At 60.6% G+C, this 25,454-nt stretch carries 15 protein-coding genes and 1 CRISPR repeat array; of the genes, 7 read left to right on the top strand and 8 right to left on the bottom strand.

Annotated elements, in window-relative coordinates; genetic code table 11:
- Positions 1-228 precede the first annotated feature (228 nt).
- The gene (locus ACZ5GQ_RS03510) at positions 229-1,584 is read left to right on the top strand and encodes an AAA family ATPase (protein WP_498857245.1); all 1,356 of its coding nucleotides are present in this window, start codon (positions 229-231) and stop codon (positions 1,582-1,584) included.
- 60 nt (positions 1,585-1,644) lie between these two features.
- Positions 1,645-2,742, top strand: a complete 1,098-nt coding sequence (locus ACZ5GQ_RS03505) for a hypothetical protein (protein ID WP_498857244.1) — start codon at positions 1,645-1,647, stop codon at positions 2,740-2,742.
- A 545-nt stretch (positions 2,743-3,287) separates the two neighbouring features.
- Positions 3,288-4,438: direct repeats of the CRISPR family, unit length 24 nt; unit sequence GTTTCAACACCATCCTATGGTTTC.
- Positions 4,439-5,369: 931 nt separating this feature from the next.
- Here the strand turns inward: ACZ5GQ_RS03505 and ACZ5GQ_RS03500 are convergent.
- Together ACZ5GQ_RS03500 and ACZ5GQ_RS03495 are read right to left on the bottom strand one after the other, a co-directional pair.
- A complete protein-coding gene (locus tag ACZ5GQ_RS03500) occupies positions 5,370-5,606 on the bottom strand; it encodes a hypothetical protein (protein WP_498857243.1) in 237 nt (78 codons plus the stop codon).
- Positions 5,607-5,959: 353 nt separating this feature from the next.
- Positions 5,960-7,264, bottom strand: a complete 1,305-nt coding sequence (locus tag ACZ5GQ_RS03495) for a PIN domain-containing protein (protein ID WP_498857242.1) — start codon at positions 7,262-7,264, stop codon at positions 5,960-5,962.
- A gap of 777 nt (positions 7,265-8,041) precedes the next feature.
- Here ACZ5GQ_RS03495 and ACZ5GQ_RS03490 point away from each other — a divergent pair.
- Positions 8,042-9,616 carry a DNA methyltransferase family protein gene (locus tag ACZ5GQ_RS03490; protein WP_498857241.1) on the top strand — a complete coding sequence of 525 codons (1,575 nt, stop codon included), beginning with the start codon at positions 8,042-8,044 and terminating at the stop codon, positions 9,614-9,616.
- A 99-nt stretch (positions 9,617-9,715) separates the two neighbouring features.
- On the opposite strand, the gene ACZ5GQ_RS03485 is transcribed toward ACZ5GQ_RS03490, so the two are convergent.
- From ACZ5GQ_RS03485 to ACZ5GQ_RS03470, 4 genes are all read right to left on the bottom strand, one after another.
- Positions 9,716-10,525: a PDDEXK family nuclease gene (locus ACZ5GQ_RS03485; protein WP_498857240.1), complete on the bottom strand. Its 810-nt coding sequence runs from the start codon at positions 10,523-10,525 to the stop codon at positions 9,716-9,718.
- Positions 10,526-11,253: 728 nt separating this feature from the next.
- Positions 11,254-13,209 carry a hypothetical protein gene (locus ACZ5GQ_RS03480; protein WP_498857239.1) on the bottom strand — a complete coding sequence of 652 codons (1,956 nt, stop codon included), beginning with the start codon at positions 13,207-13,209 and terminating at the stop codon, positions 11,254-11,256.
- Between the two features lie 44 nt (positions 13,210-13,253).
- Positions 13,254-13,721 carry a hypothetical protein gene (locus tag ACZ5GQ_RS03475; RefSeq protein WP_498857238.1) on the bottom strand — a complete coding sequence of 156 codons (468 nt, stop codon included), beginning with the start codon at positions 13,719-13,721 and terminating at the stop codon, positions 13,254-13,256.
- A gap of 198 nt (positions 13,722-13,919) precedes the next feature.
- The gene (locus ACZ5GQ_RS03470) at positions 13,920-14,414 is read right to left on the bottom strand and encodes a hypothetical protein (RefSeq protein WP_498857237.1); all 495 of its coding nucleotides are present in this window, start codon (positions 14,412-14,414) and stop codon (positions 13,920-13,922) included.
- Between the two features lie 57 nt (positions 14,415-14,471).
- On the opposite strand from ACZ5GQ_RS03470, the gene ACZ5GQ_RS03465 reads away from it, so the two are divergent.
- The gene (locus ACZ5GQ_RS03465; RefSeq protein WP_498857236.1) at positions 14,472-15,572 is read left to right on the top strand and encodes a hypothetical protein; all 1,101 of its coding nucleotides are present in this window, start codon (positions 14,472-14,474) and stop codon (positions 15,570-15,572) included.
- 4 nt (positions 15,573-15,576) lie between these two features.
- On the opposite strand, the gene ACZ5GQ_RS03460 is transcribed toward ACZ5GQ_RS03465, so the two are convergent.
- Positions 15,577-18,876, bottom strand: coding sequence for a protein NO VEIN domain-containing protein (locus tag ACZ5GQ_RS03460; protein ID WP_498857235.1), 3,300 nt, complete (start codon positions 18,874-18,876; stop codon positions 15,577-15,579).
- Between the two features lie 446 nt (positions 18,877-19,322).
- Here ACZ5GQ_RS03460 and ACZ5GQ_RS03455 point away from each other — a divergent pair, with 446 nt between their 5' ends.
- From ACZ5GQ_RS03455 to ACZ5GQ_RS03445, 3 genes are read left to right on the top strand one after another with little or no spacing between them, the layout of a single operon-like run.
- Positions 19,323-20,525, top strand: coding sequence for an MFS transporter (locus ACZ5GQ_RS03455; RefSeq protein WP_498857234.1), 1,203 nt, complete (start codon positions 19,323-19,325; stop codon positions 20,523-20,525).
- 40 nt (positions 20,526-20,565) lie between these two features.
- Entirely contained in the window at positions 20,566-21,297 is a 732-nt protein-coding gene (locus ACZ5GQ_RS03450) for an ABC transporter ATP-binding protein (RefSeq protein WP_498857233.1), read from the top strand.
- Positions 21,284-22,741: a hypothetical protein gene (locus ACZ5GQ_RS03445; protein ID WP_498857232.1), complete on the top strand. Its 1,458-nt coding sequence runs from the start codon at positions 21,284-21,286 to the stop codon at positions 22,739-22,741. The genes ACZ5GQ_RS03450 and ACZ5GQ_RS03445 overlap by 14 nt, the downstream gene beginning before the upstream one ends.
- Here the strand turns inward: ACZ5GQ_RS03445 and ACZ5GQ_RS03440 are convergent.
- Positions 22,732-25,398: a DEAD/DEAH box helicase gene (locus tag ACZ5GQ_RS03440; RefSeq protein ID WP_498857231.1), complete on the bottom strand. Its 2,667-nt coding sequence runs from the start codon at positions 25,396-25,398 to the stop codon at positions 22,732-22,734. The genes ACZ5GQ_RS03445 and ACZ5GQ_RS03440 overlap by 10 nt on opposite strands.
- Positions 25,399-25,454 lie beyond the last annotated feature (56 nt).

Below are 25,454 nucleotides of genomic sequence, written 5' to 3'. Positions count from 1 at the left end.
CAGCCTCGCGGCTCAGTACGATATGTTCGCGAGGGAGAAGGCTGACGTGAGCGGCATCTTCAGACCTGCCCAGGTTGGCGGGCGACCCCGCCTCCATGGCCAGGGAGGTCGTGAGGAGGCCGCTGTCCAGCCAGGCCAACTACTGAGGGCCCGCTTGAGTCCCTCGTGGCCGCCGCACAGCTACATTAATTAACGCGGTCATCGCTCTAGTCGCGGGCGCCCCTCACCTTGAGCTCCGCCGCACGGTCATACACTCACAGGTACTGGCTGGTCATAATCTCCGCCGAGAATTACGAGGTAGTCAAGGACAAGGGCATCTATGGCACCCCATCAGACAGGGCCATTAATAGGGCGCGGCCCGGCGACAGGCTGATATTCTACGTTGAAGAGACAGGCTGCGATGAGAACAGGTACAGATACTGCGGCTCCTTCGTGGCCGTGGCCGAGCTTGTGGGTAACTGGTACCCCGAAGAGACGCCCCTGTGGCCCGACGAGGTTAGGGAGGGGAAGCTGAAGTACCCATTGAGGGTCGAGCTGTGCTTCCTCAAAGAGCTGACGAGTGGGGGCACGCCCGTCAAGTTGGGCGAGGTTAAGGACGAGCTGTCGAGGGCCCTGAGCAAAAAGATAGAGAACGGTGGGAATCTCAGGCCCTACTACCTGAGGTCAGACCCCCTGCCCCCTGAGTTCCTAAAAGTAATACTGCCGAGGCTGGGCGTCACGGACGCCGGGGCCCGGCCGCCGTGCGAGATGCTGGAGTATATCTACGGCAAGGGGCTGATCGACCGGGCGCTGTCCCAGCTGAAGAATTATCATGCAATCCTCATCATCGGGCCGCCCGGCACCGGGAAGACCACGCTGGCCAGATGTCTGGCCGAGCGCCTTGGTGCCGAGATATTCGAGGCCACAGTACACGGCTGGTTCACTAGGATGGACTTAGTCGGCGGCTACGTGCTTCAGGACAACAGGACTGTCTGGCGCGACGGCATAGTTATGAAGGCCTATATAAAGGCGAAGGAGACGGGGAGGCCGTCACTTGTCCTTCTCGACGAGGTGAACAGGGGGGAGCCTGAAAGGTTCATGGCCGAGCTCCTCACGGCGCTCTCCAGGCCCGACCTGACAGCCCAGGTCCACGACGCCAGTGATGTCAACGTGGACCTGTCCAACGTCTACATAGTGGCGACTGCCAACACGGCCGACGTGGGGGTCCTGGGCGCCATGGGCTTCGCCCTCAGGAGGAGGTTCAAGGAGGTAAGGCTAGAGAGTGAAGAGGGACAGGTAAACAACGCCCTAAAGTGCTTCACCGACGAGCTGGGCGAGGCCGTCAGGTTACGTGGCGTCGACCCCGGTAGGCTAATTGATGAAGTGAACGAGCTAATCAGGAAGGCCAAAAACGTTTGGGAGGGGGTGCGGGAGTGCGTCAAGGGGAGGTTCGGCGAGGAGAGGCTCCGGGACCTCACCCCTGGCTGGTCCTACGCCGTCGACCACGCCAGGCTGATGGCAGAAGGCCACAGGTGTGAGGACGCCTTTGAGGCTGTATATGGGGCCTACGCGGACAGGTTCGGCTGCTCCCCCAGGTGCGAGTGACGAGGCGCGGGGTGGCGTACACTGGCCGCAGGCTACAAGACGCTGAATGTTGTCGAGGAGGTGGCCGGCGCGCTCGGCGAGGTCCTAACCCACAGCGAGGCTGCCCTGGAGCTGATCATGGCGGCGGGCGCCTCGTGGCCCGAGGAGGCGGGGGTCGGCTTCAGGCAGGCCCTGGCCATGGCGTGCCCAGGGGGCTCATGCAGGGCAGGAGGCGACAACTGCGGCGCGAGGCTCCTGGCCGCCGCCTACGCCCTGGCGCTCTTCAAGGAGGTGATCACCGTGCCGGCGATGTCAACACCCCGAGACGTGCTGGGCAAGGAGGCGGCCGGCGTCGTACTCGACCTGCTGCCCCACACGGCGCCCCTAGGGCTGTACCCCCTAAGGGTGTATGAGCCTGACGTGGACACGCCGGAGAACAGGCTCCTCAAGCTCGTCCTGGCAGGCGGCCTCAGGTGCGCCGGGGAGTCGTACATGGCCAGGAGGCTCAGGGAGGCCCTCGAGCTCACGTGGCTCTCCCTGATCAGCGACGTCGACGAGGTGAAGCTGGAGGAGGTGGAGGCGAGGGCGCCGCACCTCCCGCCCCCTTATGACCTCCTCACCAGGCTGGCCGGGGCCCCTGAGGCCGCGGCGCCGGGCCTTGAGAGGCTTCACAGGCTGGTGGAGCTCTACGTGGCCGCCCTGGCGGCCTCAGCCATAGAGCGGCGGGGAGGCCTCAGAGGCGTCAGGGCGACGGGCCGCGGCGCCGTAGTAGAAACTGACCAGGGCAGGGTCTACTACCAGGCCGACCTGGGGTCCATAGCCCAGGACCTCGGCTGCATGCCAGCCCAGGACCTCTCGTGCTGGGTCCCAGACCTGGTAGTGTCGCTGCCGGGCGGCAGGCTCACGGTGGTGGAGGTGAAGGCGTCAGACGTCGAGGATTACCTCATGGACGGCCTCCGCCAGGCCAGGAGCTATGACTACGTGCTGAGGGAGGCCCTCGCCGGCTGCGGTCACAGCCCAACTGACTTGAGGACGGCGCTCCTGTACTACACCACGGCAGAGGGGATCAACGTCGCAGACGACGAGTGCGCCAAGGCGCTGGGGGTTGAGGCCGGCGGCCTCAGCATGAGGGTCGATGATGACATGGATCGCCTGTCGCGGCTCCTCTGGGGTCCCTGAGGCCCCAGCCAGGCCTCGGCCGCTGGGTACGCTGGGAACCTGCGAGCGCCCAGCCAGAAGCGGTGCGGCGAGGTGCGCATGTGAAAGGTTTGTTGCCCCACCCTCACTGCACAGTAGCCTTAGCCGCCGCTGGCACAGAGTCGCCCGCTATGCCTACGGCCTAAACGTAGTTGTGATATGCTAGGAAGGTTTTAAGACTGATATATCGGATATGCTCCTGGATTAAGTTTTAACCCTCGCTTGACGCTTTACCTTGGAGATGATCAGATATGAACAAGCAACAGGCGAAGGAATCACCTAAAGGGTGAGCCAAAAGTTAACGATACCATAAACCAGCCGAAGAAAGCGCAACAGAGGTCAGCCCCAAGGACGCCTACATCTACATTGGCGCAAAGATGCACAACGACCGGGACACAGCACGCCATAGCCGGCCTGACAAGCTTCCTCGCCTGATACGCAGGTGTAATGAGCGGGCAGACAGGCAAGCACGTGACTAGGGCGCCCGCAGCTCAAGTGGCAGCTGCAGAGTGTGATAGCCAGTATATGTTTCAACACCATCCTATGGTTTCCTGATGGGATTTCTAGGACTACGTAAGTTTGCCCTAATTTATGTTTCAACACCATCCTATGGTTTCGTAAATGATTACACATGGCATGCCGCACTGTACACTAAGTTCTGGAAGGCGTTTCAACACCATCCTATGGTTTCATATTCCTTGATGAGATCTTCAAGGCGAACTCCGCGATATGTTTCAACACCATCCTATGGTTTCTGCAGCTGCCATCTGTCGTGACACAGGGGCACCTGGAAATATACAGTTTCAACACCATCCTATGGTTTCTCACAATATCAATGAACCCGAGATCGAAGCTCTATGCCTTTGTGTTTCAACACCATCCTATGGTTTCGGGGGCGGCTGGGGCCGAGGCTAACGCCCCCGAGGTTCAGCTAGTTTCAACACCATCCTATGGTTTCAGATGCCGCGACCACATCGCACCCCTGTGAGGTTGTGCCCGCGTTTCAACACCATCCTATGGTTTCCTTTCCAATGCCTTTGCCCCCAGCATGCTTGGAAGCTACGCGTTTCAACACCATCCTATGGTTTCACAAGCCGATGACGAGGATTATAGAGGAGGCCCTTGATTTGTAGTTTCAACACCATCCTATGGTTTCGCCATTGACTGTTAATGAATTAATGGATCTACCGAGATTAAGGTTTCAACACCATCCTATGGTTTCATAAAAAAGGCAATTAATCAGCAATAACCGTCCACCCAAGTTTCAACACCATCCTATGGTTTCGCAATGGCAGCAGCTGAGGCCAAGGCAGCAAACGAGCTCGTTTCAACACCATCCTATGGTTTCTGTACCTTGCGAATGCATTCAGCCTGTCCATGCTCCCTGAGTTTCAACACCATCCTATGGTTTCACGACGCTTACAATGAGCTTGCTAACGCCCTTTCGGGCAGTTTCAACACCATCCTATGGTTTCACCCTTTCGCTCAACCCGAGGGCGAAGTTATATGCCTATACAAAGGTTTCAACACCATCCTATGGTTTCCTGAGGGCGCCATTTCATATATAGTGTTCGTGAGAGGGGTACTGTTTCAACACCATCCTATGGTTTCCTGAGGGCGCCATTTCATATATAGTGTTCGTGAGAGGGGTACTGTTTCAACACCATCCTATGGTTTCTGAGCGTCACCTTTTACCATCCTGGTTGCCTTCCTTCAAGTGGCCAGGGCCGGGTATACCTGCCGGGCCCTGGGCCCGCCCTCAGCCCTGTTTGACAGGGTATTTAAGCTGACCCCCGGCCAGGCCGGGGGCTTCCCATTTGCTAAATGGGAGGCCAAGGCTATTCTATAAAATTCATTAAGAAAAGTTAAGCTAGTCTCAGGGAGGCTGCCGAGCGCAGCCCTTTTAAGCCTCCCATTTGCTAAATGGGAACTACCCGCCTAAGTAGTTTATAAGGTAAAATAAGAAATGAAAGAATAAATTACTAGTTTTAACTTAAGCGGAACGCTCGAGAGCCGCAGGCCTGCTACTCCAAGAAGGCTGTCAGCCTTCATGCAGGGCTGGCCTTCAGTCGTGGGCCTCGCAGGCTGCTAAATTAAATGTTGTTAAGTTTTTTACATGTATGACAACCTCTTTTTTACATGTGGAACGATCACACCGCGAGGCCCCGTCATGAGTAAAACCTTAACTTCCCGCCTGGCAGCTGGCGAGACCAAGGCGCTGCAGGGGCTCCCGAGGCTGCCTCAGGCGACGAGGTCAGGGCTGCCATGAAGGTCAGCAGCCCGTCAGGCCAGCGCCGTGCTGCAGCTTCTGGGCCTCCTCAATTATGGCCTCCCTGCACGGGTCCGTGGCGCCCTCGCACTTCTCCTTAACAGCTCCCTCCCCTCTCGTCATAGCTGAGGGCCTTCATGGCCCCTAGGACGCCCAGAATGGGCCGCTCCTGAGCAGGCTGTCCAGGCGAAAACCGTGGGGACGGCCTCGGCCTTAAGCCGTATGGGCCTCTCAATCATGTACTTCTCCTTGCCCTGCCCCTTCTGCGGGCAGCCCTCATAAGGGTGGCCTGGGGCCTCCCCCGGGATCCGCTAGCTGTACCCCAGGTAGGCCGCCAGGGTCATCGCTGCGAAGGCCATGGCCGTGGCCACCCCCTCGGTCCAGCGCTTATGTTGGTTGACCTGTGCTTGCCCTCAAGGGCGCCGGCGGACCTCGCCAGAGCAGCGCCTGAGGCCTTCTTAAGTATGGGACGCGTTATCTCCAGCGCGCCCCTGGAGTTCACGTCATAGAGGCCGTCAACCTTGTGGCGGCGCCTCTCATACGCGTAGCTCCTCAGGCTTATGTAGACCTCGGCCACGTCCCTGACGTCTCTGTTTGCAATGCCCTCGGCGACCTCCTGGCGGCCTCGAAGGCCTCCTCGGTGCGCCAGCCCTGAGCGACTCTACGCCACGCCGCCCCAGCTGGCTACTGAGGCCTCGGGGCGCCAGGAGCTCAAACCACGAGGGGCCTCCCGCGCCGCCTTCAACTGCCATCTTCACGTTGTCAAGGTTTCTGCTCAGGGTTATCACCGAAAGCTGTCAATGTAGCTGCCGGCGCTCACGGGTAAGGGCTAACCAATGGAAGCAGTAAGTGCCGGGTGCCCCAGATGCCAGTGCCCAAGGGCGAGCTGCTGAGGCCCTAGGCAGCCCGATGGCCGCGGGCCCCAGCTATTCACCCTGACCCCGTGGCCCTCTCCAGGACCTGCAGGGCAGGCCCGTAGTTGACGCTCCTCTCGGGGTCCATGACGCGGGTCACGCCGGAGTAGGGGTCGGACCTGAGCCTGGCTACCCCCCTGTCGTCAATCATGAGGACCAGCTCCCTGAAGGAGGAGAGGCACGAGACGAGCTCGCCCTGGTACCTGCCGCCTCCCCTCCTGGGGGCCCCGAGGAGCAGGGCCTCAAGCCTGCTAGCTGTGGCGTAGCTGTAAAGGTTCCTGTCGCCCGTGACCAGCACGGGCCTCCTGATGTATTTTTTGGCCTCCGAGAGGAAGTCCACTATGCCCTTGTCTCCCCCAGCTCCCCTGGCGCTCCCTAACCACTCAGCCACCAGGGGGTGAAGCTCGTTGAACGACCTGGCGCCCAGGAGCCTCCTCACGAAGTCCTTCGTTGCGTCCCCCTTGGGAGGCGCGGTCAATGTGAGCTCCCTGTAGACCTGGGGCAGCGGTATCGCGGCGTTCCTGTAGTTCTCCAGCAGCCCCGGCAGCCTTGGGCCTATGTTTATGAAGACGTTTGTGTCGAAGGCCAGGTTGGCCCCCTGGCGGGCCTCGCTGACCACCTTATCCTCGCCCTCGAGCACCAGGGCCCCTGACCTCAGGGCGCAGAGGCGAACAACGTCGTCGCCCTCTGCCTCCTGGACCACGGAGTCAAGGTCAAAGGGGTTCAGCTCGCCCCACCTTGGCTCGTAGTCGGGCGAGCCCCTGGCGGTGGACGAGGGCGACACGGAGACCCTGCCCCTCAGCCTGAGAAGGTTTAGCAGCGCAGTGAGGGCGTCAGGCCGGAGCTCCGAGCTGGCACCTGTGCTAGGCTCAGGCAGCTTGGGCTCCTTGACCCTGCTTGGCCGCCCGGGCGAGAGCTCCCATAGCTCGAGCTCGTCAAGCGGTATGTAACCGAACACCTTGTTAGCCTCCCTATCGTTCTTAATGTAGATGTACCTGACCCTGGCGGCGCCACCAAGCACGGCGTACGCGATCATGGTCATGTACTTCCAGGCCGGGGTCACGTCGATAACTGTGACGTCCCCGTGGGACCTGAGGTTCCTGGCCCACTCCTCAGGCCCCCTCCCAACTACTGCCGCCTCAACCTGCGTGTTGACCCCCAGGAGCCCCAGGGCCTCCTGTAAGGGACTCAGGTCAAGTGACGTGTTCGTCTCAAAGAGTACCTTCACCCTCGAGGGCCTCACGCCGTAGAACACCTCTGTGAGGGCGGCGTTGCTCGTGGTGACGAACTTGTTGGAGCCAAGGACCCCCAGAACCTCCACCCGGGCCACCTCGTTGCTCTGGGCAACAGAGGCTATTGTAGCCTAGCGGTCCATGACGCTGGTGGCCTGAGGAAGAGTCGGGCTGAACCCTTGCGGCGAGGGAGAGGGTAAGGCCGTGGCCTTGTCGGAGGCCAGCAGGCCAAAGGAGTAGGACCTATCATAGCTTCACAGGACGCGAAGGCGCTCATGGCGCCGCACCCTTAGGTTGAACATCGCCGGCTCAACTGCGTGGCAGCCCTGTGGGCCTTGAAACATACCAAGAAGGGAGGCCACTTTCAATTCCATTGAACGGATTCCTACGGCTACATTGAGGTTGTCGTCAGCGTCAAGGACCTTCACAGAGCACGGGTCCGGCAGCCTGCCCTCCAGCGACAACAAGTCATACAAGTGCCTGTAATTACAGCCAAACCACGGGGCCTCGCACAGGCGCCTCACGCGCACCACCCCCGGGTCCCCCACCCTTCTGTAGGCCGGAGGCATGGGGGTAGGGCATGTGTTAGCCGGGAGGCCGGTCCCAAGGAGGACCGGGCGACACCGGTGCTAGGCAGGGAAAACCAGGCTAGCTAAATACTGGGGGGAGCGCCGCACAACTACACCGCAGGAAATGTATAGCTGACATATGCGGGCTCACCAAAGCGCTGGAGGAGCGGCAAGCTGTGTGAAACTGCAGGGACGCACCATAACGTCAAGCCTGCAACCCAAGGTTGAATACCAATAATACCTGGCCTGTATAGTTATAACTTCTTCCCTGCCCTATGATGACTGGGTATAGCCTAAGTGCAGGAGAGCGTAAAGACGCTAAGCGTTCAGTACGAGGTCCAGAGGCTGGTCGACAGGGAGGCCACCAGCAGCTACTACACGTCCCCGGACGGCCTGAAGGTCATGAGGGAGCTAATCAAGAGGCACGCAACAGGCGCTGAGGCCGTAGCGGACCCCTTCATGGGCTCAGGCCTCACGCTGACATCGATCTCTGACCTTGTTAGGCCCAGGAGGGTCATCGGCGTAGAAATTAACGAGGCGCCTTGTAAGCTTGCCGCGAGGCTCATAGCTGAGTCCTACCCAGGCTCCCAGGTCGAGGTGAGGTGCGGCGACGCCTTCGAGCTTGGCTGGGGCTACAGGGGCCAGGCCGACCTCGTGGTCACCAACCCCCCTTTCGTGAGGTGGCAGAGGCTGCCTAGTGACTACAGGCGCAGGCTCCTGGAGACGTTCGAGGCCAGGGGGTACGGCCCCTTCATAGACAGGAGGGACCCTGGCCTGCACGTGCTTGGCCTCCTGCTAGTGGACTACATGCTCAGGGACGGCGGCGTCCTTGTCTCGGTGGTTCCTGCCTCCCTCTTCTACACGGACCAGGGCTCCGGCTTCAAGAGGCTCCTCAGGATGAGATATGAGGTCCTGGCTCTCGTTGAGAACGCTGAGTCGCCGAGCTTCAGCGACGGGAGCGGCTTCAGGGAGCTGATAATAGCGGCCAGGAAGAGGCCCCCGCTCTCGCCTCCCCAGGGACTCACAGAGCTCCTCAGGCACGCGGGCGGCTCGCTGCTGAAGGTTAGGGAGGTAAGGCTCGCTGGCCTGCCAAAGGTCCTCGACACGAACTGGCTCTCGCTCTTCAGGCCCGAGGCCTGGAGGCTCGCCCAGGTCCTCGAGGAGGGGCTGAGGACCGGGAGGCTGAGGTACCTCTCGAGGGAAGAGATAGTCAGGGGCATAGAGATGTACGGCCCAGAGTTCTTCTTCATACCAAACAGGTACTGGGCGATAGCCAGGCAGACAGAGGAAGGCGTGACCATAAGGAACAGGGAGACGGGGGACGAGTTAGTCATACCCAGGAGGTACCTTGTGCCGTGCCTCAGGAGGCCCGAGTTCTACCTCGACAGGGTAAAGGTTGAGGACCCGGGCTTCTACGTGCTTGCCGTGGACAGGCTTGATAACAGCGACGTGGCAGAGTACATTAAGTTCGGCGAGAAGCTAAAGGTGCCTGCCACGAGGATGGGCGAGGGGTGGTACTCCTTCGCCTACAGGCAGCTCACGACTAAGAGGCCCTTCGGCCACGTGTTCATACATGACAAGCTTGACCTGTCAAGGCACAGGGTCATAGCCAACTACAGCCCGAGGCCCCTGTGCGCCTCCAAGGACTTCTACGTCGTGAGGACGGACTCGCCCATGATCGCGGCGTGGTACAACTCGGAGACCTTCAGGGAGGTCCTGAGGGCCTTCGGGAGGGAGATATCCGGCAGCTGGACGAGGTTCGTTGAGGAGGACTACCTCAGGCTTCCAATACCGTCATTGAGAGGCGACGAGGGCGCTATTGAAAACCCAGACCTTGCAATAGCGGGCCTGCTGGGACAGCTCAGGGTCTAGCCTGACAGCGTCGCCTATGACACTGCAGGGACCTGGTTTCGTGGGCACGGGCCCTTAGCCTTCGGCTAATCAAAACGCTTAAGTCTAATTATTTAAAACTTAAATAAAATTAGATAGCGGTGAGCCTGATAGATCGATTTCACAGCGCCTCACGTCAACGTTTGACCTTCTTGTGAACTCCACGAAGCCTATAGGATCGAACTTTATTTGAAGCTGGTTACCTGGGTGTCTTGGATCTGTCTTGTAGACCCCCCTGTATCTCTTCCCGTTTCCACCCTTCCTTTGAATGCTCACGAATTCACCTATCTTTATGATGCCCTTTCCTGTGAAGCCCACGCCCTGCCTAGCCAAGATTTCAATCACGTCGTCCATGTTGAAGAGGTGGAGCGTGTTGTGGCTGCCACGCCTATCCCATATGGCTAAAATCTTAAGCTCCTTCTCGCCGTGACGAAAGGCCTCTTCAATAATTAGACGCTTTTTGTCTTCTATGAACCGCTTGACGAGCGGCTGCTCTCGGGCCTCAATAAATACGTCTCTGCTGTTCTTGGCAACACGAAGTATGGAGCGCCACAGCACTTTGTATACGTCATCATTCATATTTAGGACAGCCTTCCATTCATCCAACCATCTTCTATCAAGCTGATGAAAGCTTGCCGTCCTAACGCTCTTAAGCGAGAGGCAGACTATTTCATTTAAATCGCCCTCTATGTGGATGCATAGGTCGCTCTTAACGTACCTGTTTCTCTCAGCCCTAGTTATGTTCGCCACTCTTACAGTGCTCCCTAATGGCAGTATCCCTATTCGCTTAAGGCAAGAGATCAAAGAGCTTTCACGAGCCATAAGCGTTCCCTTCAGCTCCTCTTCCGCGTTGAGTCCATACCTTGCAGCTCTTCTTCCTTTCACCGACAATCCTGACGCCTCCGCATTCATGAAAGCTTGTTTCTATTAAACCCAAATCTATTTTTACTTAAAATAAAGCGGGCTACTTGGCGTGAGCTCATCACGACCGATGTCGTCGTTGCGTGTGGCCTCCAGGCCGCAGTAGGCCTTTGCGCCGGGGAAGGGGCCTGGGCGGTGTAGCTGAGACGTCATTAGCTTCAGCCGGCTCTTCACAGCCTGCGACCCCGCCCACGCCTCCATCCTCCCGCTCCCGGCGCCCGCGGTGAGTGAGAATGCCCAGGCAGCCCTCGAGGGCCCTTATTGCCTGCCCCTGGCGCTCGTGGGCTGTCCAGCCGCGGAACTCGACGTCAGCGCCGCAGAGCCGGTCGAGGACGCGGCCAAGGAGCGCCGGCCGCCCAGGCTGGGCCACGTATCGCTTAGGCCTCCACCGGGGCAGGCGCCCAAGCGACTTACATAGCCCCGGCGTCAATAGCAGTGGCGACGGGTCACGACATAGGGGGTGTCACCTGTATATTACTGTAAAACTAATAATAATTTTACTGCGCCTATAACAGTAACAGTTACCTGTCACCGCTATGGTTCCCACCGTTCCCACCGCTGCAGTTGGCGGCGGCGTGATACCGGCGGCCGCGGTTCCTGCGCGCCCGAGCGCGGGGGAGGGTGGCCTATGGCGTGCCGCCCGCCCGTCACAGCCACGGCTGCCTGTGTCGCAGGACTGGAGCGCCGCCAGGGCGCGCTCAGCTTACCTCCACGGCCCCCTGCCAGCCCAGCGGGACGGCCGTGGCGCTGGGCGGGAGCGGGGGCTGGCCCGACTTGGCGAGCGCCTCCTGTAACAGCTGCCAGACCTGGGCCGTCAGGTTGGCGCCGCCAGTCCACACCTGGTACTGGGGCGAGCCGTACTCCGCCAGCGCCCGCTGCGCCTGCGAGTACCAGTAATGGGCGAGGTAGCTGACGTTGAATGCCTGGTAGTAGGCCTGCGCCCACGGCGCCTGGAACGCGGGCGGCAGCGAGATGAGCTGGAGCGGCACGCCCGTGAGGTAGAAGGCGTAGAGGAGGTAGACGTCGTGCGCGTCGGGGCCGACGTAGACCCCGAAGGGCGGCACTGGCACGTTAGGCTCATAGCCAGGCGCCGCCGAGAGCTCGTTGCTGAGCAGCCAGCGCCACTGGGCGTAGCTCAGGAAGTACCAGTCGCTCACGTTCGACACAGCGCTGAGCGGCAGTACGGCCGTGTCGTCGATTTTAATCGCCCAGTAGGTGCCGTTGGCCAGCGGAGCCCTGAACGTCTGGAGGGGCTTCGAGGTGACGTTGGCCCAGCTGAAGTTGCCGGAGAGCAGCAGGGCGGAGACGGCGTGGTAATACGCGGGGAGTACCAGCATGATGGCCGCTGCGCCCAGCGCGTCAGTCATGAACGTCACCGTCTCTGTGCTCTGGTCCTGGCAGACCCCGTACCCGACGAGGTTGGCGAAGAGCGGCGTGTCGGTCTCCCTCGCCACCTCCTGGGGCGGGTACGTGACGTTCGCGAGCGCCACGTCGTACGTTATGCCGGGTATCACGTAGTAGCTGTAGACCTCGCTGGTAACGTTATTATACGGCGTGAAGTCGTACTGCAGGTTGACGGCCAGGCTTATGGTCGGGTAGCCGACGACCTCCCAGAACAGGTCGTCAGCCTCATACCATAGGTCGTATGGCGAAGTGCCGTTCCAGAAGTATGCCGGCTCCTCGAGCGCCACGTACACGGTTACCGGGAACCTGTAGCCCTCGTACTCCAGGTAGAGGCTGGGCAGCCCGCTCCCCGGCGGCCAGAAGAGCCCGTTGCCCGGCACGCCGAGCACAATGCGGCTCACGTAGCTGGGGAGCACAAGGGGCCCGCCGGCGGGCGGCACCTGGAGGAGCCACAGCGCGTAGCCGTAGCTCAGGGGCCTGGAGGCGTTGTCAATCACCTTGCTGCCTCCCCAGAGGTAGTCGCGCCAGAAGCCCAGGTCGCTCGTGTAGTTGCTCATTATGGTCGCGTAGATGGGGCTGAACTGGGAGCCCTGGAGGCCGGGCCACGGCAGGCCGCCGACCAGGGTGGCAGTCATCAGCAGGTCGTGGAGCCACTCGCTCACGTTCGCGACCCTGCCGAGCACCAGCACGTCCACCTTGCCGAAGCCCTCGTCGAGGGCGACCACGTCGAAGGCGACCACCACTACCTGGGCCCCGTCGCTCAGGTTGAAGACGCCGAGGCGCAGCGGGGCGGAGCAGTTCACCGTGGCGCCCTCGAAGTCGGGCGAGACCAAGCTCCAGTTGTAGCCCCAGTGGTTGCCATCCATTATGTTCGAGAGCCAGCTGCAGAGCAAGCCTTGCTCGGCCGTGCCGGGCCGCAGCACCGTCATGTTGCGCCAGAGCCAGAGGGGCTGTGGCGCGCTGCCCGGCCCGAAGCTCACGTTGTCGCTAGAGAGGACCTGCGCCGCGGACGGCGCCGGCGGCTGGGGAGGGGTGGGCGGCGGAGGGGCGGCGATGGTAGTCGTGGTAGTCGTGGCCGACGCGCTGTAGGTGGTAGTGGTTATGGTGGGCTGAACCCACGTACTCGTCGAGCTAGTCGTCCCGCCGCTGAGCCGTCTGGCAGCCAGGAGCCCGCCTAGCGTGGCCAGTAGGACGAACACGAGCACGAGGGCGGCGACCGCCCTCGACAGGGATCGCCTCAACCTCGGCACCTGGCATGGGGTTGCGGTCGCAGCCTATAAAGTGGTCGCTCCCACTACTTCGGCGGCGGGCACTGCAGGCCCTCCACGACTATCTCCTCCGGCTGGGCCTGGACTAGGTACGGCCAGAGGTTCTGCGGCTGGTAGCCGTCCCAGCTGAGGGTTATGCTGTTGTAGCCGTTCAGGATGTTAGTCGGCACAGACCAGTAGGCCAGGGTCGTGCCGGTGTCCATGTCTACAATCTCGACGTCGAAGTAGCCTGTGCTTGTGATAGGCTTAACGTTAAACAGCGTGAGGCCCGCCTCGTACCCCTCGGCGACGTTGGCGTTCGGGTTGCTATAGACGAGATATGTCAAGGTAGAGCTGAGTGGCGCCACGACGACCGCCTCCAGCCCGATTATACCGTCGTACAATGCTCTGCCGTTATAACCCATGGGCGGCTCGATGGAGATTGTCACGGTCTGGGAGCTCGGCGCCACGGCCAGGACGGTGACGAAGTCGTAGACGCCCGTGTATTCCGACAAGTTCGTCGGGTAGACCAGGCTGCCGCGAATCCGTTCAATGGAATTGAAAGGGCGGGGCCGCAGAAGGTCTTGAATGTCGACCTCGCGTCACGGCGGGCACCCGACGCGGGCCCTCGAGGACGCCCACGCCTTTAGCGCCCTTAGTATGTCGCTAGACCGCGCCCGGCCAGCTGACCGCTAGGGCTCCTGCGACTCATGTCACGGGTTCTGCAGCGCCTTGGCAAGCTTTACGAAGAACAGGTCGTCGTTCATGCATCTGCCGAACTCCTTGAGCCTCTCCTCTTCCTTGAACGTGGAGAGGAGCGCCCTAATTATGTTGTACGCCTGCTCCTTGACCGTCCCATTAATGGCGGCCTCCGCGAGTGGCACCAGGACGTCAGCCCTCTCGAGGTTCTTCAAAAAGTAGTTCAGCGCCCTGGGCCACGTCAGGACCTCAGCCTTTATCGAGGCTATAGTCGAGAGGAGCCTGCCGACGTAGTAGTGCGCGAGCTGGACCCCTTTGGGGTCGCCCACCGCTGAAAGGAGCGCCTTGGCGGCGTACGCCGCCAGGTAGGCGGGCTCTGGGAGGAGCCTGTAGAGGTTAGGGACCCTCCTGGTCATGTCTGACGCCCACGGGGGCGCCATGACCTTGACTGGTATGGCCGTGGGGGTGACGAAGTCCAGCCTAACAAGGCCGCCCTCCCTGCCAGCCACGGCTGAGGATCACCAATGCTTATGAACTTTCAGCGCCAAAAGATGCCGGTGCGCCGCATGAGCGGCCAGCAGGAGGGTCCTAACGACTTCGCGTCGGCCCTTAGGAGGCTCCTTGAGAGCGGCGCCCCCGAATTTGGCGAGGTCAACGCGGCCTTTGTGGACGGCTTAGGAAACACCAACATTGCCGCGTTCAATCCTACTACTGGCATGCTTGACCTTCACTTCAATGATGTAAACTGGGGGAACTTAAAAGTCAGGCTGAGCAGGAACAGGCTAAATATAGCCAATATACCCGATACATATCATCGCCAGGCCTTTGTCTGGGACGTGCTCAACGACGCAGTCGTAACCAACGTCTTGAGGTGCAATAAGGCTTACAAGGTCAGCTACCCCGTCAACAAGTCCCTCGCGGAGCTTGTCAATTATATCCTTACCTCAACCAGCTACTATGGATCATATATGGGAGAAAGATACTATATTGTTTATGAAAAGGCCTTCAAGCTCCTCAACTCTAGAGGAGTGCCAGAGATCCTGTTGCCCCCGTTCGAGCGCAAGGCCCTCGCGGCGATAAGGGGGCTCACGGCCATAGGATACCTCTTAGAGGTGTCAGTAGTCGAGGCGCTGGACCTGCTCGGCCTCAGGGACCTGAAGGACTCCATAGTCAGCGCTATCGGTGAGCTCGCGCCACGCGCCGGCGACCTTCTAATCGGCTGGGACTGGCGCACCGATGCGCGGCTGACGCTGAGGGACGCCAGGGACGACCCGTCGGCGCTGAAGGCTTACCTAAACTTGTTTGACTTTTTCTCAGGCTTAGTTGACGAGAACTACGCACGTGCAACGCTGCTCCCAGGCCCAGCCGCCGGTCTCCCGTTGGGCGTGCACGCGGACTGGGACAACGTGAGGTCGCTGTACCTGATGTACAAGGAGGACGAGGCTGTCAGGCTCCTCGGCGACTTGGCCTCTGGGGACGACCTGCTCTCGATACTGGAGGTCAACGGGGTCAGGGTCGCGTGCAGGGATGACCTCAAGGCCATGAAGGACGAGGGGCTCAGGAGGGCCGCGACAGCCTTCTACATAGCGTCCAAGAACGCTTACCTACTCCTCTACAAGTTACTAAGGGCGACGTTAGAGGCCGGCTGGCCGCCTGGCCTGTCTTAAAGTCCTAGCCCCTTGTACTGTTCATGAGGCCGTGCGCTGCATCTATGACCAGCTCTGGAGTAATGTTATTGAGCTGAACCGTGACCATCCGCGAAGCGGTGGGGTGCTGAATGAACTCCTTGAGCAGCTTGTCAAGCTCCTTCTCAAACATGTATGTGAGCAGGGTCCTGGCCAAGATCGTGTAGACGCTGGGGTTGCACTTGTCCTTTTCAAAGTCAGTCACCACAGCTAAGATGTACCTGTCCCGGCGCCCTATCAAGGCCTCGAACTCGTTGTCGGTGAAGTCTATGCGCTCGTTGGGTTTAGCGTACGTCTTAACCTCTACGCAGAACTCCTCCGCGCTGGAGCCGCCAGCCGCCCTGACCCCCCTGAACCTCAGGTCGCAGGGCTCCCCCTGAGGCTTGGTGGGGCCCTCTAATACCTTCACTAGCTCGCCCCCGCCTATGGGTATGCCCTCCTTGCCCTTACCCTCAAGCCACCGCTTGACGTACTCCTCGCCCAAGTCCCCAAGCAACCTGTTTCTCTGCTGCGCGTTCACGTCGCTGCCGACGAGAATCTCGCCCCAGAACTTGCTCCACCCCTCGACGTCGTTATCTACCTTCAAGTACTCGTCTGTTATCAGGCAGGTCTTTTCGTCCTCGAGCCTCTCCTCTACCCTCTTAAGCGCGTCCTCGGACCCCAGCTTGTCGACAAGGCACTTGACTTGCTCGACCCATTCGGGCCCGTACTTAGAGCTGAGCAGGCACGAGGCCTTCCCTGGCCCGAGTTCGCTCACGTCAAAGACCCTGCCGCTAAGGCTAACCACTCTCAACCTGCTATCTTTTGCAAAGGATATGACTCTGGAGCCGCACTTCTTGAAGAGCTCCTTGAGGTATGCCACTAACCTAGCGTGATCCTTTATAGCTTCCTGGGGAGGCGGGTTCCCACCGACCTTTTCGCTTGCCCTCCTTGCGATACCCTTTATCAAGTCATCGTCGCATAGACCCCTGAACCTCCCAGTAGCTAGTAGCTTCTTCACTAGCTGTTCGTCAGCAGAGAGGCTCTTGTACCTGTCTAAGTCGAGTACCTCAATTCCGAGGTCCTTTAGGTCATCAAGGCTCCCCCCGCTCTTACTAAAGAACTCCAATACGTCGGGCGTGTAAAGCCTGTCTGACAGGTCAACTTTGCCACTAGTAGATAGGGCCCAAAACGGGCCCCTGAGGGTGTCGTAAAATACGGTGAACATAGTAAACACTGCCAACTCGTCGGGCGACAGCTTCGGCTGCTGAGAAGCGTTAGTGAGAAGTCTTGAGTAACCCCCACTTAAATCCTTGGCCTCAAGTATCTCGACGCCTAAGGATTTCAGGAGCTCTAGTGCCTTCTGGTAGCCGCCGGGCTGGTCGCTGACGACCCTGACGAAATCGTCGTCGACGAACCTCTTCCCAGCCACGTCCCTGTACTTGAGCAGCACATCCTTGCGCTCCCTCAGGGGCTCGGGGAGGCCATCGAAGCTGAGCTCGTTGACGTGGGCGAGGGCGAATGCCCTTGCCACCGCGCCGCCCGCGTCAGGTAGCAGCGCGTTCCTCAGCCTGTCCTTCCATCTCTCGCTCCACTTCTCGTAAGCCCTTACCAGCGCCCGATAAGCCTTCTCCTTGCCGAGGGCATTTATGAGCCCCCTTACAACGTTCTCATTGTCGAGGCGCAGCTCCCTCACGTTGCTGGAAGCCTCTTTAGGCAGCCTGACCTCCCGACCCGCCTCGGGTAGGTAGTCCTTGTGTATGAGGCTCAGCTCTACATTGAAGACCTCCTTCGAGAGGTTCTTAATGTCGCCCTCCGACAGCAGGCCCTCGTCAACCAGCTCGTATATCACGAAGTCCGCTGGCTCGGAGGGCCTGAACACCTCGGTCACCTGTCTCTTGTTCCCCCAGTAGTCGAGCACCAGCATGCTCGGGTACAGCTCCCTCAGCACTTTCCACACCGTGCCCTGGAGCAGGTCCCTCATTTCCTTGTCAATCTCGGTGCTATAGCTGAGCGCTGTTACGTAGGAGCCTGTGTAACGGTGTTGCAGGTAACCTTGAACGACTTCCTTCAACAGCCCCGCTATCTCGCGGATCAGCCACCTGTTCCACTCAGCGTAGAAGTTCATGGTTCTCCTGCCGGCCTGCACGATGAAGTCCGCCTGCATGAGGAACCTAAGCCCGCTCCTGACCTCCTCAAGGGGCAAGAAGGAGTAAACGCCATATATCTGGGACGCTTTCAGTGGGACTATCTCGTCCTTATCAGGGTCGAGCTGGAACGCTATAGAGATCTCCCTCTCCTTCACGTTCTGCCTCCTCGCGTCCCTCGTGGCCTTGTCGTTCTTCACATCAGGGGGCACCTCGACGGCCCTGGAGAATACCAGGAACCTCCCCATGGGCTTATCGTCCTCGAGGACCCTGTACTTACGCACGTGAACCTTGCCGTCGCAGCACGTCTCCTCGTCGCCCTCCCTCTGCCAGTATATCATCCTCACGCGCTTATCGCTGCAGGCTGGGTCGCCGCACTCTTCCACCTCCACCTTGTTTATGTACCTTAGGAACAGGAAGAGGTGCCCCCTGAGCTTTTCGTTGATTATGCTGATAACTTCATTGAATGTGCTGTCGTCCCGGACGTAGACCGTGAACCTCGTCCAGCCGGGCTCAAGGTCCTGGGGCCTCGGGAGCGGCAGCGGTATGACCTCCCACGGCAGATCCTCGTCGGGGTCTCTGGCCGGCACGCTGTACTTTTTCAACAGCTCCTGGCCGGCGTCCTTGGTCCAGAAGTCCCTGTAGAACGTGAATGACACGTAGTCACTGTTGTCGATGGACACGGACGCCACGTCGACCCTGTCGGCCACCTTAAACACGGACTTCCACCCGATCCCTATGAACCCCCTGTAGCCCTTCGACGGATCCTTCCTCTGCGCGGCGTTGCATATGGCGTCTACGTCGTCCCTGTCTATCGGCTTCCCGTTGTTCTCTATCACTATGACCCTGGGGTCACGGTATATCTTCACCCTGAAGACCCCGTCCCCGCCCCCGCAGGCCTCCCCCTTGCTGGTGCAGAGCTCCATCCTGGCGTCCTCCGCGTTCTGGAGGAACTCGAGGATGAACTGGTCGGGCCCCGTGTAGACCTGGCCCTCCACCACCTTCACGAGCCTCGTGAACCCCTTGGACGACCTGCTGGCGGGGTTCGCTAGCTCTTTCAGCCACTGCTCCATGACGTTGCACACGAGCCCAGTGAGCCCCGAGGGGCCCCGCTCGCAGACGTCGAGGTCAGGCTCGGGCGGAGCTAAAGGCGCCCCCACGGCAGAAGCCGCCCCCTAAGAGGTATAGTGACTCACATAAATGCCTTTGCTTATGATATCAAGGGCTCGTAGGGGCCTGGCTGCCATGCCGTGGCGGGGCTGAGCCCGCCGTTGAAGTAGTGGGGTCTCAGCCCACGTAGGTCGCCTTGAGGCCCTCCTTAGAGGCGACCCATGTGAGGCCGGAGGCCCCCTGAGCGCAGCCCCTTACCTTATGGCAATGCTGTGGCTTACGAGAGCCCGGTTAAAACAAAAATAACTATATAACTATATAAGGAACTACTAAGTCTAGCGGTGACCGCCGCGGCTGAAGTCCTTGTGATCCCTCGAAGGCTACAGCGGGCAGTCAACGCCTGCCATGCCGTCCTTCAGCGGACCCTGCCGCCGCCGTGGCCCTGTGCCGCGAAACTCTTATTAGCCGCAGCACTTGCGATCCCTGAGGAAAAGCCATGACTCTCACCAGGGACCAGAGGCTGGTGCTCGCCTCCACGACGCTAGACATGTTCCTAGAGGGGGTCTTCGTCACCCTTCCATCGGTCTCCGCCCTCCTCTCCTCGGTGCCCCAGTGGGCCATGCCCCTGGTATTTTCAACCATACCGGTGGGCACGCTGATAGGCAACCTGGCACTGGGCAGGCTGACCGACCTCAGGGGCAGGAAGTCGACGTACATGGCCATGCTTGGGGTCTACGCCCTCGGGGCCCTCCTGATACTGGCATTCAACAACCTCTACGCCGTCCTGGCTGGGCTCCTGATAACGCAGACCGCCATGGGCGGGGAGGTCCCCATAGTGCTGAGCTACATAGTTGAGAGCGCCCCGGTCGACATAAAGGAGAGGCTTGTAGTGCTGATAACCAACGTGGGCAACGTAGGCGCGGTGGTCATATCTGCCATAGCGATGGCCTTCGGCGGCCTCTCTGAGGCCTCCGGCAGGGTGGCCGTGGGGGCGCTGATAGCGGCCGCCATAGCAATAATGGCGGTGACCCGCTCCATGGTGCCGGAGTCAAGGCCTTGGCTCTCCCTCAGCCCAGGCGAGAGGGGCAGGGTTGTGCTAGGCGCCGAGGCCAGGCTCTGGCTAGCGCTGCTGACGCTAATGGCGATATCCTCTGTGCTGACCTTCGGCCTCCTGGCCCTCAGCATAGGCCCCGAGGAGTTCCCCTCCCACGCCCTTGAGATGGTAACGCTTTACTTCGTCGGCGAGGCCATAGGCGGCCTGGCTGCCGCGGCCCTCATAGACAGGGTGGGCTCGAGGGCCTTCGCCCTGGCCAGCTTCGCCGGGGGCTTCGCCACCTCGCTGGCCGCGATCCCGGCCCTCAGGGCCGGCCTGGCCCCCTTCATGGCCCTGCTGGTGGTCAACGGCGCCTTCACCGAGACCGTGTGGGCCTCGAGGAACGTGCTCGAGTCCCTGTCGTTCCCCACGACCTTCAGGGCCACCGGGATAGCAATGGTCAGGGTGGCTCCCTACGTGCTCATGCTAGTAAGCTTCTTCGCCACAGCAAGCATGAGCGCCGCCGGCTTCCTCTGGTACGCCACGGCCATGTGGGCCCTTGGCCTCGTCGCCTCGGCCGCGTGGATGGCCAGGGGGAGGGAGGTTGTAGGCGCCCCGGCGGCTGTGAGGCCCGAGGACCTGGACAGGCTCAGGAGGAGGGCATAGGCATTAAGCAAGGCTTTATAGCCCCGCCTCACCCATTACCTTGGGAAACCCCTTGGCCAACGCCATTGAGGTAAGGGACGTGGTTAAGTTCTACGGCACGGTGCCAGCCCTGAGGGGGCTGAGCTTTGAGGTGCCAGAGGGAGGCAGGTACGCGCTCCTTGGCCCCAACGGGGCTGGCAAGAGCACCACGCTTAGGATACTCGTGGGCCTCATGAAGCCGGACAGGGGCGAGGTCAGGGTCCTCGGCAGGGACCCGGCTGAGGACTACGACGTGAAGAGGTACATAGGCTACCTGCCCGAGGACGCCACCCCCTACCTCGCGCTGACGGTCAGGGAGAACCTGGAGTACATAGCGGCGCTCAGGGGCCTCGACGACCCCAGGGACAGGGCAGAGAAGATGATGGACCTCCTTGGGCTGAGGAGGTATGAGAACTACAGGGTGTCGGCGCTCTCCAGGGGCAACGTCCAGAAGCTGGCCATAGCCCTAGCCATAATACACGAGCCCAGGGTGGTGTTCCTAGACGAGCCCCTGAACTACCTCGACATACCCACCCAGGAGGAGGTCATAGGGGTCCTGAGCAGGATGAGCGCCACCTTCCTGGTGTCAACGCACATAATGAGCGTTGCCGGGAGGCTCACGGACCACATAGTGATGATAAGCGGCGGGAGGCTCGTGTGGCAGGGGACCTTTGACGACCTAAGGAAGATGGCCAAGGAGGAGGAGCCCATAGAGAGCGTCGTGGCGAGGCTGATGAGGAGTGTCGAGGCTTAAGCTCATAGCCTTCGTGGTTAAGACCAGGGTCTCCAGGCCCCTGCTAATAATAACGCTGATAATGCTGTTCTACGGCCTCATGAGCGGCGCCTACCTCTACGCCAACCACATAAGGCTGCCTCCCAGCGAGGTGGCCCAGGAGAGGACCATGGCTGTCATTTACTCGGCCATAGTGATATTCCTGGCCTCCCTTCAGGGGGGCGTCACTGTGATAAAGTCTGACAGGGACTACCTCTTCACCCTGCCCATAAGCAGGGGGAGCCTGGCGCTGTCGCTCTACATAGGGCAGATGGTGCTCAGCGGCCTCCTGGCCCTCGCCTGGCTCGGCTGGTACTTCCCGTTCATAGAGGTCCCGCTGGGCTACGCGGCGGTCGACATGGTCCTCTTTGTGCTCCTGCTGACGTCGCTCACCGCCTCAATAGCGGAGATGCCTGCTAAGAGGAGGGTCGCCGTGGCCGCGGCCCTCGCCGCCTGGTCAATATCTACGGCCTTCAGGAACCCCGTGAGCCCCTCAGGGGTCTTCGGCGGCTACTACCTCGCTGGCACCCTGACCCTGGCCGTCCTATCCCTTGGGCTGACCTCATACGTGGCCACGAGGCTCGGCAGGGCCCCGCTCCTCTACGGCTACCCCCCGGTGGTCAGCGAGGGCAAGGGGCAGGTGGCCTCGAGCGCCCTCTCCTTCGCTGGGGTCAGGGGGCTAAGGGCGGAGCTGAGGATGAAGCTGAACACATTAAGCATAACTGGAAGGATGGGAGGCTTCGGCGCCGGGGGCTCAAGGTACTTCACCCGCACGGTGAGCGTGAGGAGGTTCATGGGATACATGTCTGTTGCCTCCGCGGCCTTCCTCGCGGTTGGCGTGGCCCTCATGGCCCTGGGGCTGGTCCCGCAGTCACCTGGAAACGGGGTGCTCTTCGGGGTCCTCTTCGTGCCTACCATAGCGGTGGAGGCCTTCTTCATAGGCTCCAGCGCCTCCCAGGTGGGGAACGAGAGGCCGTGGCTGGCCTTCACGGCTGTCGACCCGGGCGGCTACATGTGGCTCAGCGCCCTCTCCTGGTCCCTCGTGGTCTTCCTGGCCTCCCTGCCCTTCGCGGCGGCATACCTGACGCTCTGGCTCATGGGCCTCAGGGAGGCAATTAACGTTGTTCCCCAGCTCCTCCTGGTGAGCCCAGCCTTCTCGCTGATATCCTACGCGGCCTCTGCCTACCTGGCAGTATCCCCGCAGGTCAGGAGCGAGGGCTTCATGCCTGGCCAGGTGAGGGCCAGGGGGCTGCTCATAACCTTTATAATCATAGTGCCCTTCGCCCTCCTCTCAGTGGCGATAGCGTCGCTAAGGATTAGCGTCTACGGGGGCCTGGCCTCGCTGCTTATCGCGTCCCCATTCATGGCAGTCCGGGGCTTCTGGAGGTCGGCCTCAAGGAGGATGGTGGAGGCGGGCTACGTGTGAGCCTCCTCCCCCTGGGCCTGCTGCGGCCCCTCCTCCAGCACCTTGCCCCTTGACCTCAGGTACTCCATTATCCTGTCGTGGAGGTACGCCATTATCTTCTGCTTGTCCTCCATGAGGACGACGTCGCTGTACTCCTTTATGAACAGGTTGTGCGCGAAGGGCGACGGGTAGGGCAGCGGGCCCCTCACCGTCACCTTGACCTCGCCGTCCTCTATCCACCTGAGGACCCTCTGGGCGTCCTGTATGTCCATGTAGTCCTCCAGTATCTCCCTGTAGGTCTCCCTTATGACGGGGCTGTCGGGCATCTCCTCGAGCATGACGTCGAGCAGCCTCTGGGCCGAGAGCTGCATCCTCTCGGGGCTCCTCTCGTGCCCCCTGTACCTCCTCAGTATCATGAAGCTCCTCTGGGCCACGTGCCTGAACCTCCTCCTCATCATCTCGGTCCTGACGACTGCGCCCTCAAGGATCTGCCTGAGGTTGTCGCTCCTCACGGAGCTGAGCAGGTACCTTATGAGGTCCTCGTCCGGCTCCCTGCCCTCGTAGGTGAGCATGAACGCGTTGTCCGTGACCGAGACCTTGACCGGCACGTTAAGCTTGTCTGAGAGCACGGCGCCGTAGGCCCTCGAGAGGGCGTCGTTGGTCCTCCTGCCGAAGAGCGTGTGGAACGCTATGCTCCACTCGCCGCTCTCGTCCTGGAAGTACTCTATAAGGATGTTCCTCCTGCCCGGCACGACGCCCGTGTAGGCGAGCTGCTCCCATATGTACTGAATTACCTCCTCGGCCGCGTGCGGCTCCAGCCTGTACTCCTCTATTAGCATCCTCCTGGCCTCGTCAATCCTGCCCTGGGCTATCAGCTCGCCGACCTTCTCCCTGAACTCGCCCACGAGGAGGGCGCTGTCAAAGGCGAGGGGCAGCATCTCGCTGAACCAGCTGGGCACTGTGGGCCTCTCGTTCTCAGCCGGCTCCACGTAGACCTTCATGCCGTCGGCCCTGAGGAACCTGTACGTCTTGCCCCCGAGCACGAATATGTCGCCAGGCTCAAGTATCTCCACGAACTCCTCCTCCAGGCTCCCTATGCTCCTGCCCTTTGATATGACCTTTATCTTGGCCTCGTCAGGTATGGTGCCCGCGTTGAGCTGGTATATCATCCTGGCGCTCCTCTTCCTGCCGAACTCCCCCAGGTCCTCGTCAAGCCTTATCTTGGAGTAGACGCCCTCGTCCTCAAGCCCCTGGCTCTTGCCGCCCAGGAAGCGGAGGACGCTCATGTAGTCCTCCCAGCTGAGCGTGTGGAACGGGTATGCCCTCCTTATCACCCTGAAGGCCTCCTCAACCTTCCAGGGCCTCTCTATTGACATGCCAACTATGTGCTGGGCAAGCACGTCGAGCGGGTTCCTCGGGATCCTCACGTTGTCTATCTTCCTCTCCATGGCTGCCTTGGCCAGCACCGTGCACTCAACCAGGTCGTCCCTGTTGACTGCCACCATGACGCCCCTGCTGACCTGGCTCACGTGGTGCCCAGCCCTGCCTACCCTCTGCAGGAGCCTGCTCACGCTCTTCGGGCTGCTGAGGAGCACCACGAGGTCTATGTAGCCTATGTCTATGCCCAGCTCGAGGCTCGTGCTGGAGACCACTAGCTTCAGCTCCCCCCTCTTCAGCCTCTCCTCGACGTCAAGCCTGACCTCCCTGGAGAGGCTGCTGTGGTGGGCCTCTATCTCGTCCATGTCGACGTAGCCCTTGGACGACATGAGCTTCTTGAGCTTAAAGACGACCCTCTCCGTGGCGCTCCTGGTGTTAGTGAAGACCAGGGTGGTCCTGGCTGTCCTGGAGAGCTCTGCCACGGTATTGTAAATCTCCTCGTTTATCTTCTCCGGGTCGCCGTGTATGAGGTCCACCTTGGGCGTTATCACCCTTATGTCAAAGGGCTTGGCGAACCTGGCGTCAACTATCTCTACAGGCCTCGGAGTCCCATCGTCGTAGTAGCCGCCCAGGAACCTGGCGACCTCGTCGAGGGGCGATATCGTTGCGGAGAGCCCTATCCTCTGCAGCCCCCTGCCCTGGGCCTCGCTCACAAGCTCCTCCAGCCTCTCCAGGGTCAGGGCCAGGTGGGAGCCCCTCTTGTTGGAGGCGAGCTCGTGTATCTCGTCGACGATGACCCACCTGGCCGTCGAGAGCTTCTCCCTGAACCTTGGGGCGACCAGGCTTATCGCAAGGCTCTCGGGCGTGGTTATCAGTATGTGAGGGGGCTTCCTCAGCATCCTGGCCTTCTCGTTGGGGGAGGTGTCGCTGGTCCTGGTGGCCACCCTGACCTCGGGGAGCTGGAAGCCCATCGACTTGGCCTTCTCGTATATCTCGTTCAGGGGCTGCACGAGGTTCCTGTACATGTCGTTGTCCAGGGCCCTGAGGGGGCTGACGTAGACCGCGTATATCTTGTCCTCCAGCTCCCCCCTCTCGCCCATGGCCAGCAGGTCGTCAAGTATAGCCAGGAAGGCCGCAAGCGTCTTGCCGGTCCCAGTTGGGCTTGATATGAGCACGCTCCTTCCCTGCTTTATTAAGGGTATGGCCTCCCTCTGGGGCTCGGTGAAGGAGCCGTACTTCTCCCTGAACCAGGCCGCGACGTAGGGCCTCAGCAGCGACAGCACCTTCTCGTCTTCCTGCATCACCTATCCCCAGGGCCCTGGGGCCGCCTGATGCCCGTAACCAGACCCTGGGCCGG

The sequence above is a fragment of the Caldococcus noboribetus genome, assembly GCF_055389385.1.
Note: the sequence above shows the minus strand (reverse complement) of the source record. Positions and strands in the feature narration are given on the sequence as shown.

What these genes read in the sequence shown, in the direction of transcription:
- ACZ5GQ_RS03465 (WP_498857236.1), top strand. Translation starts at nt 14,472, where the DNA reads ATGAGCGGCCAGCAGGAGGGTCCTAACGACTTCGCGTCGGCCCTTAGG.
- ACZ5GQ_RS03455 (WP_498857234.1), top strand. Translation starts at nt 19,323, where the DNA reads ATGACTCTCACCAGGGACCAGAGGCTGGTGCTCGCCTCCACGACGCTA.
- ACZ5GQ_RS03440 (WP_498857231.1), bottom strand. Translation starts at nt 25,398, where the DNA reads ATGCAGGAAGACGAGAAGGTGCTGTCGCTGCTGAGGCCCTACGTCGCG.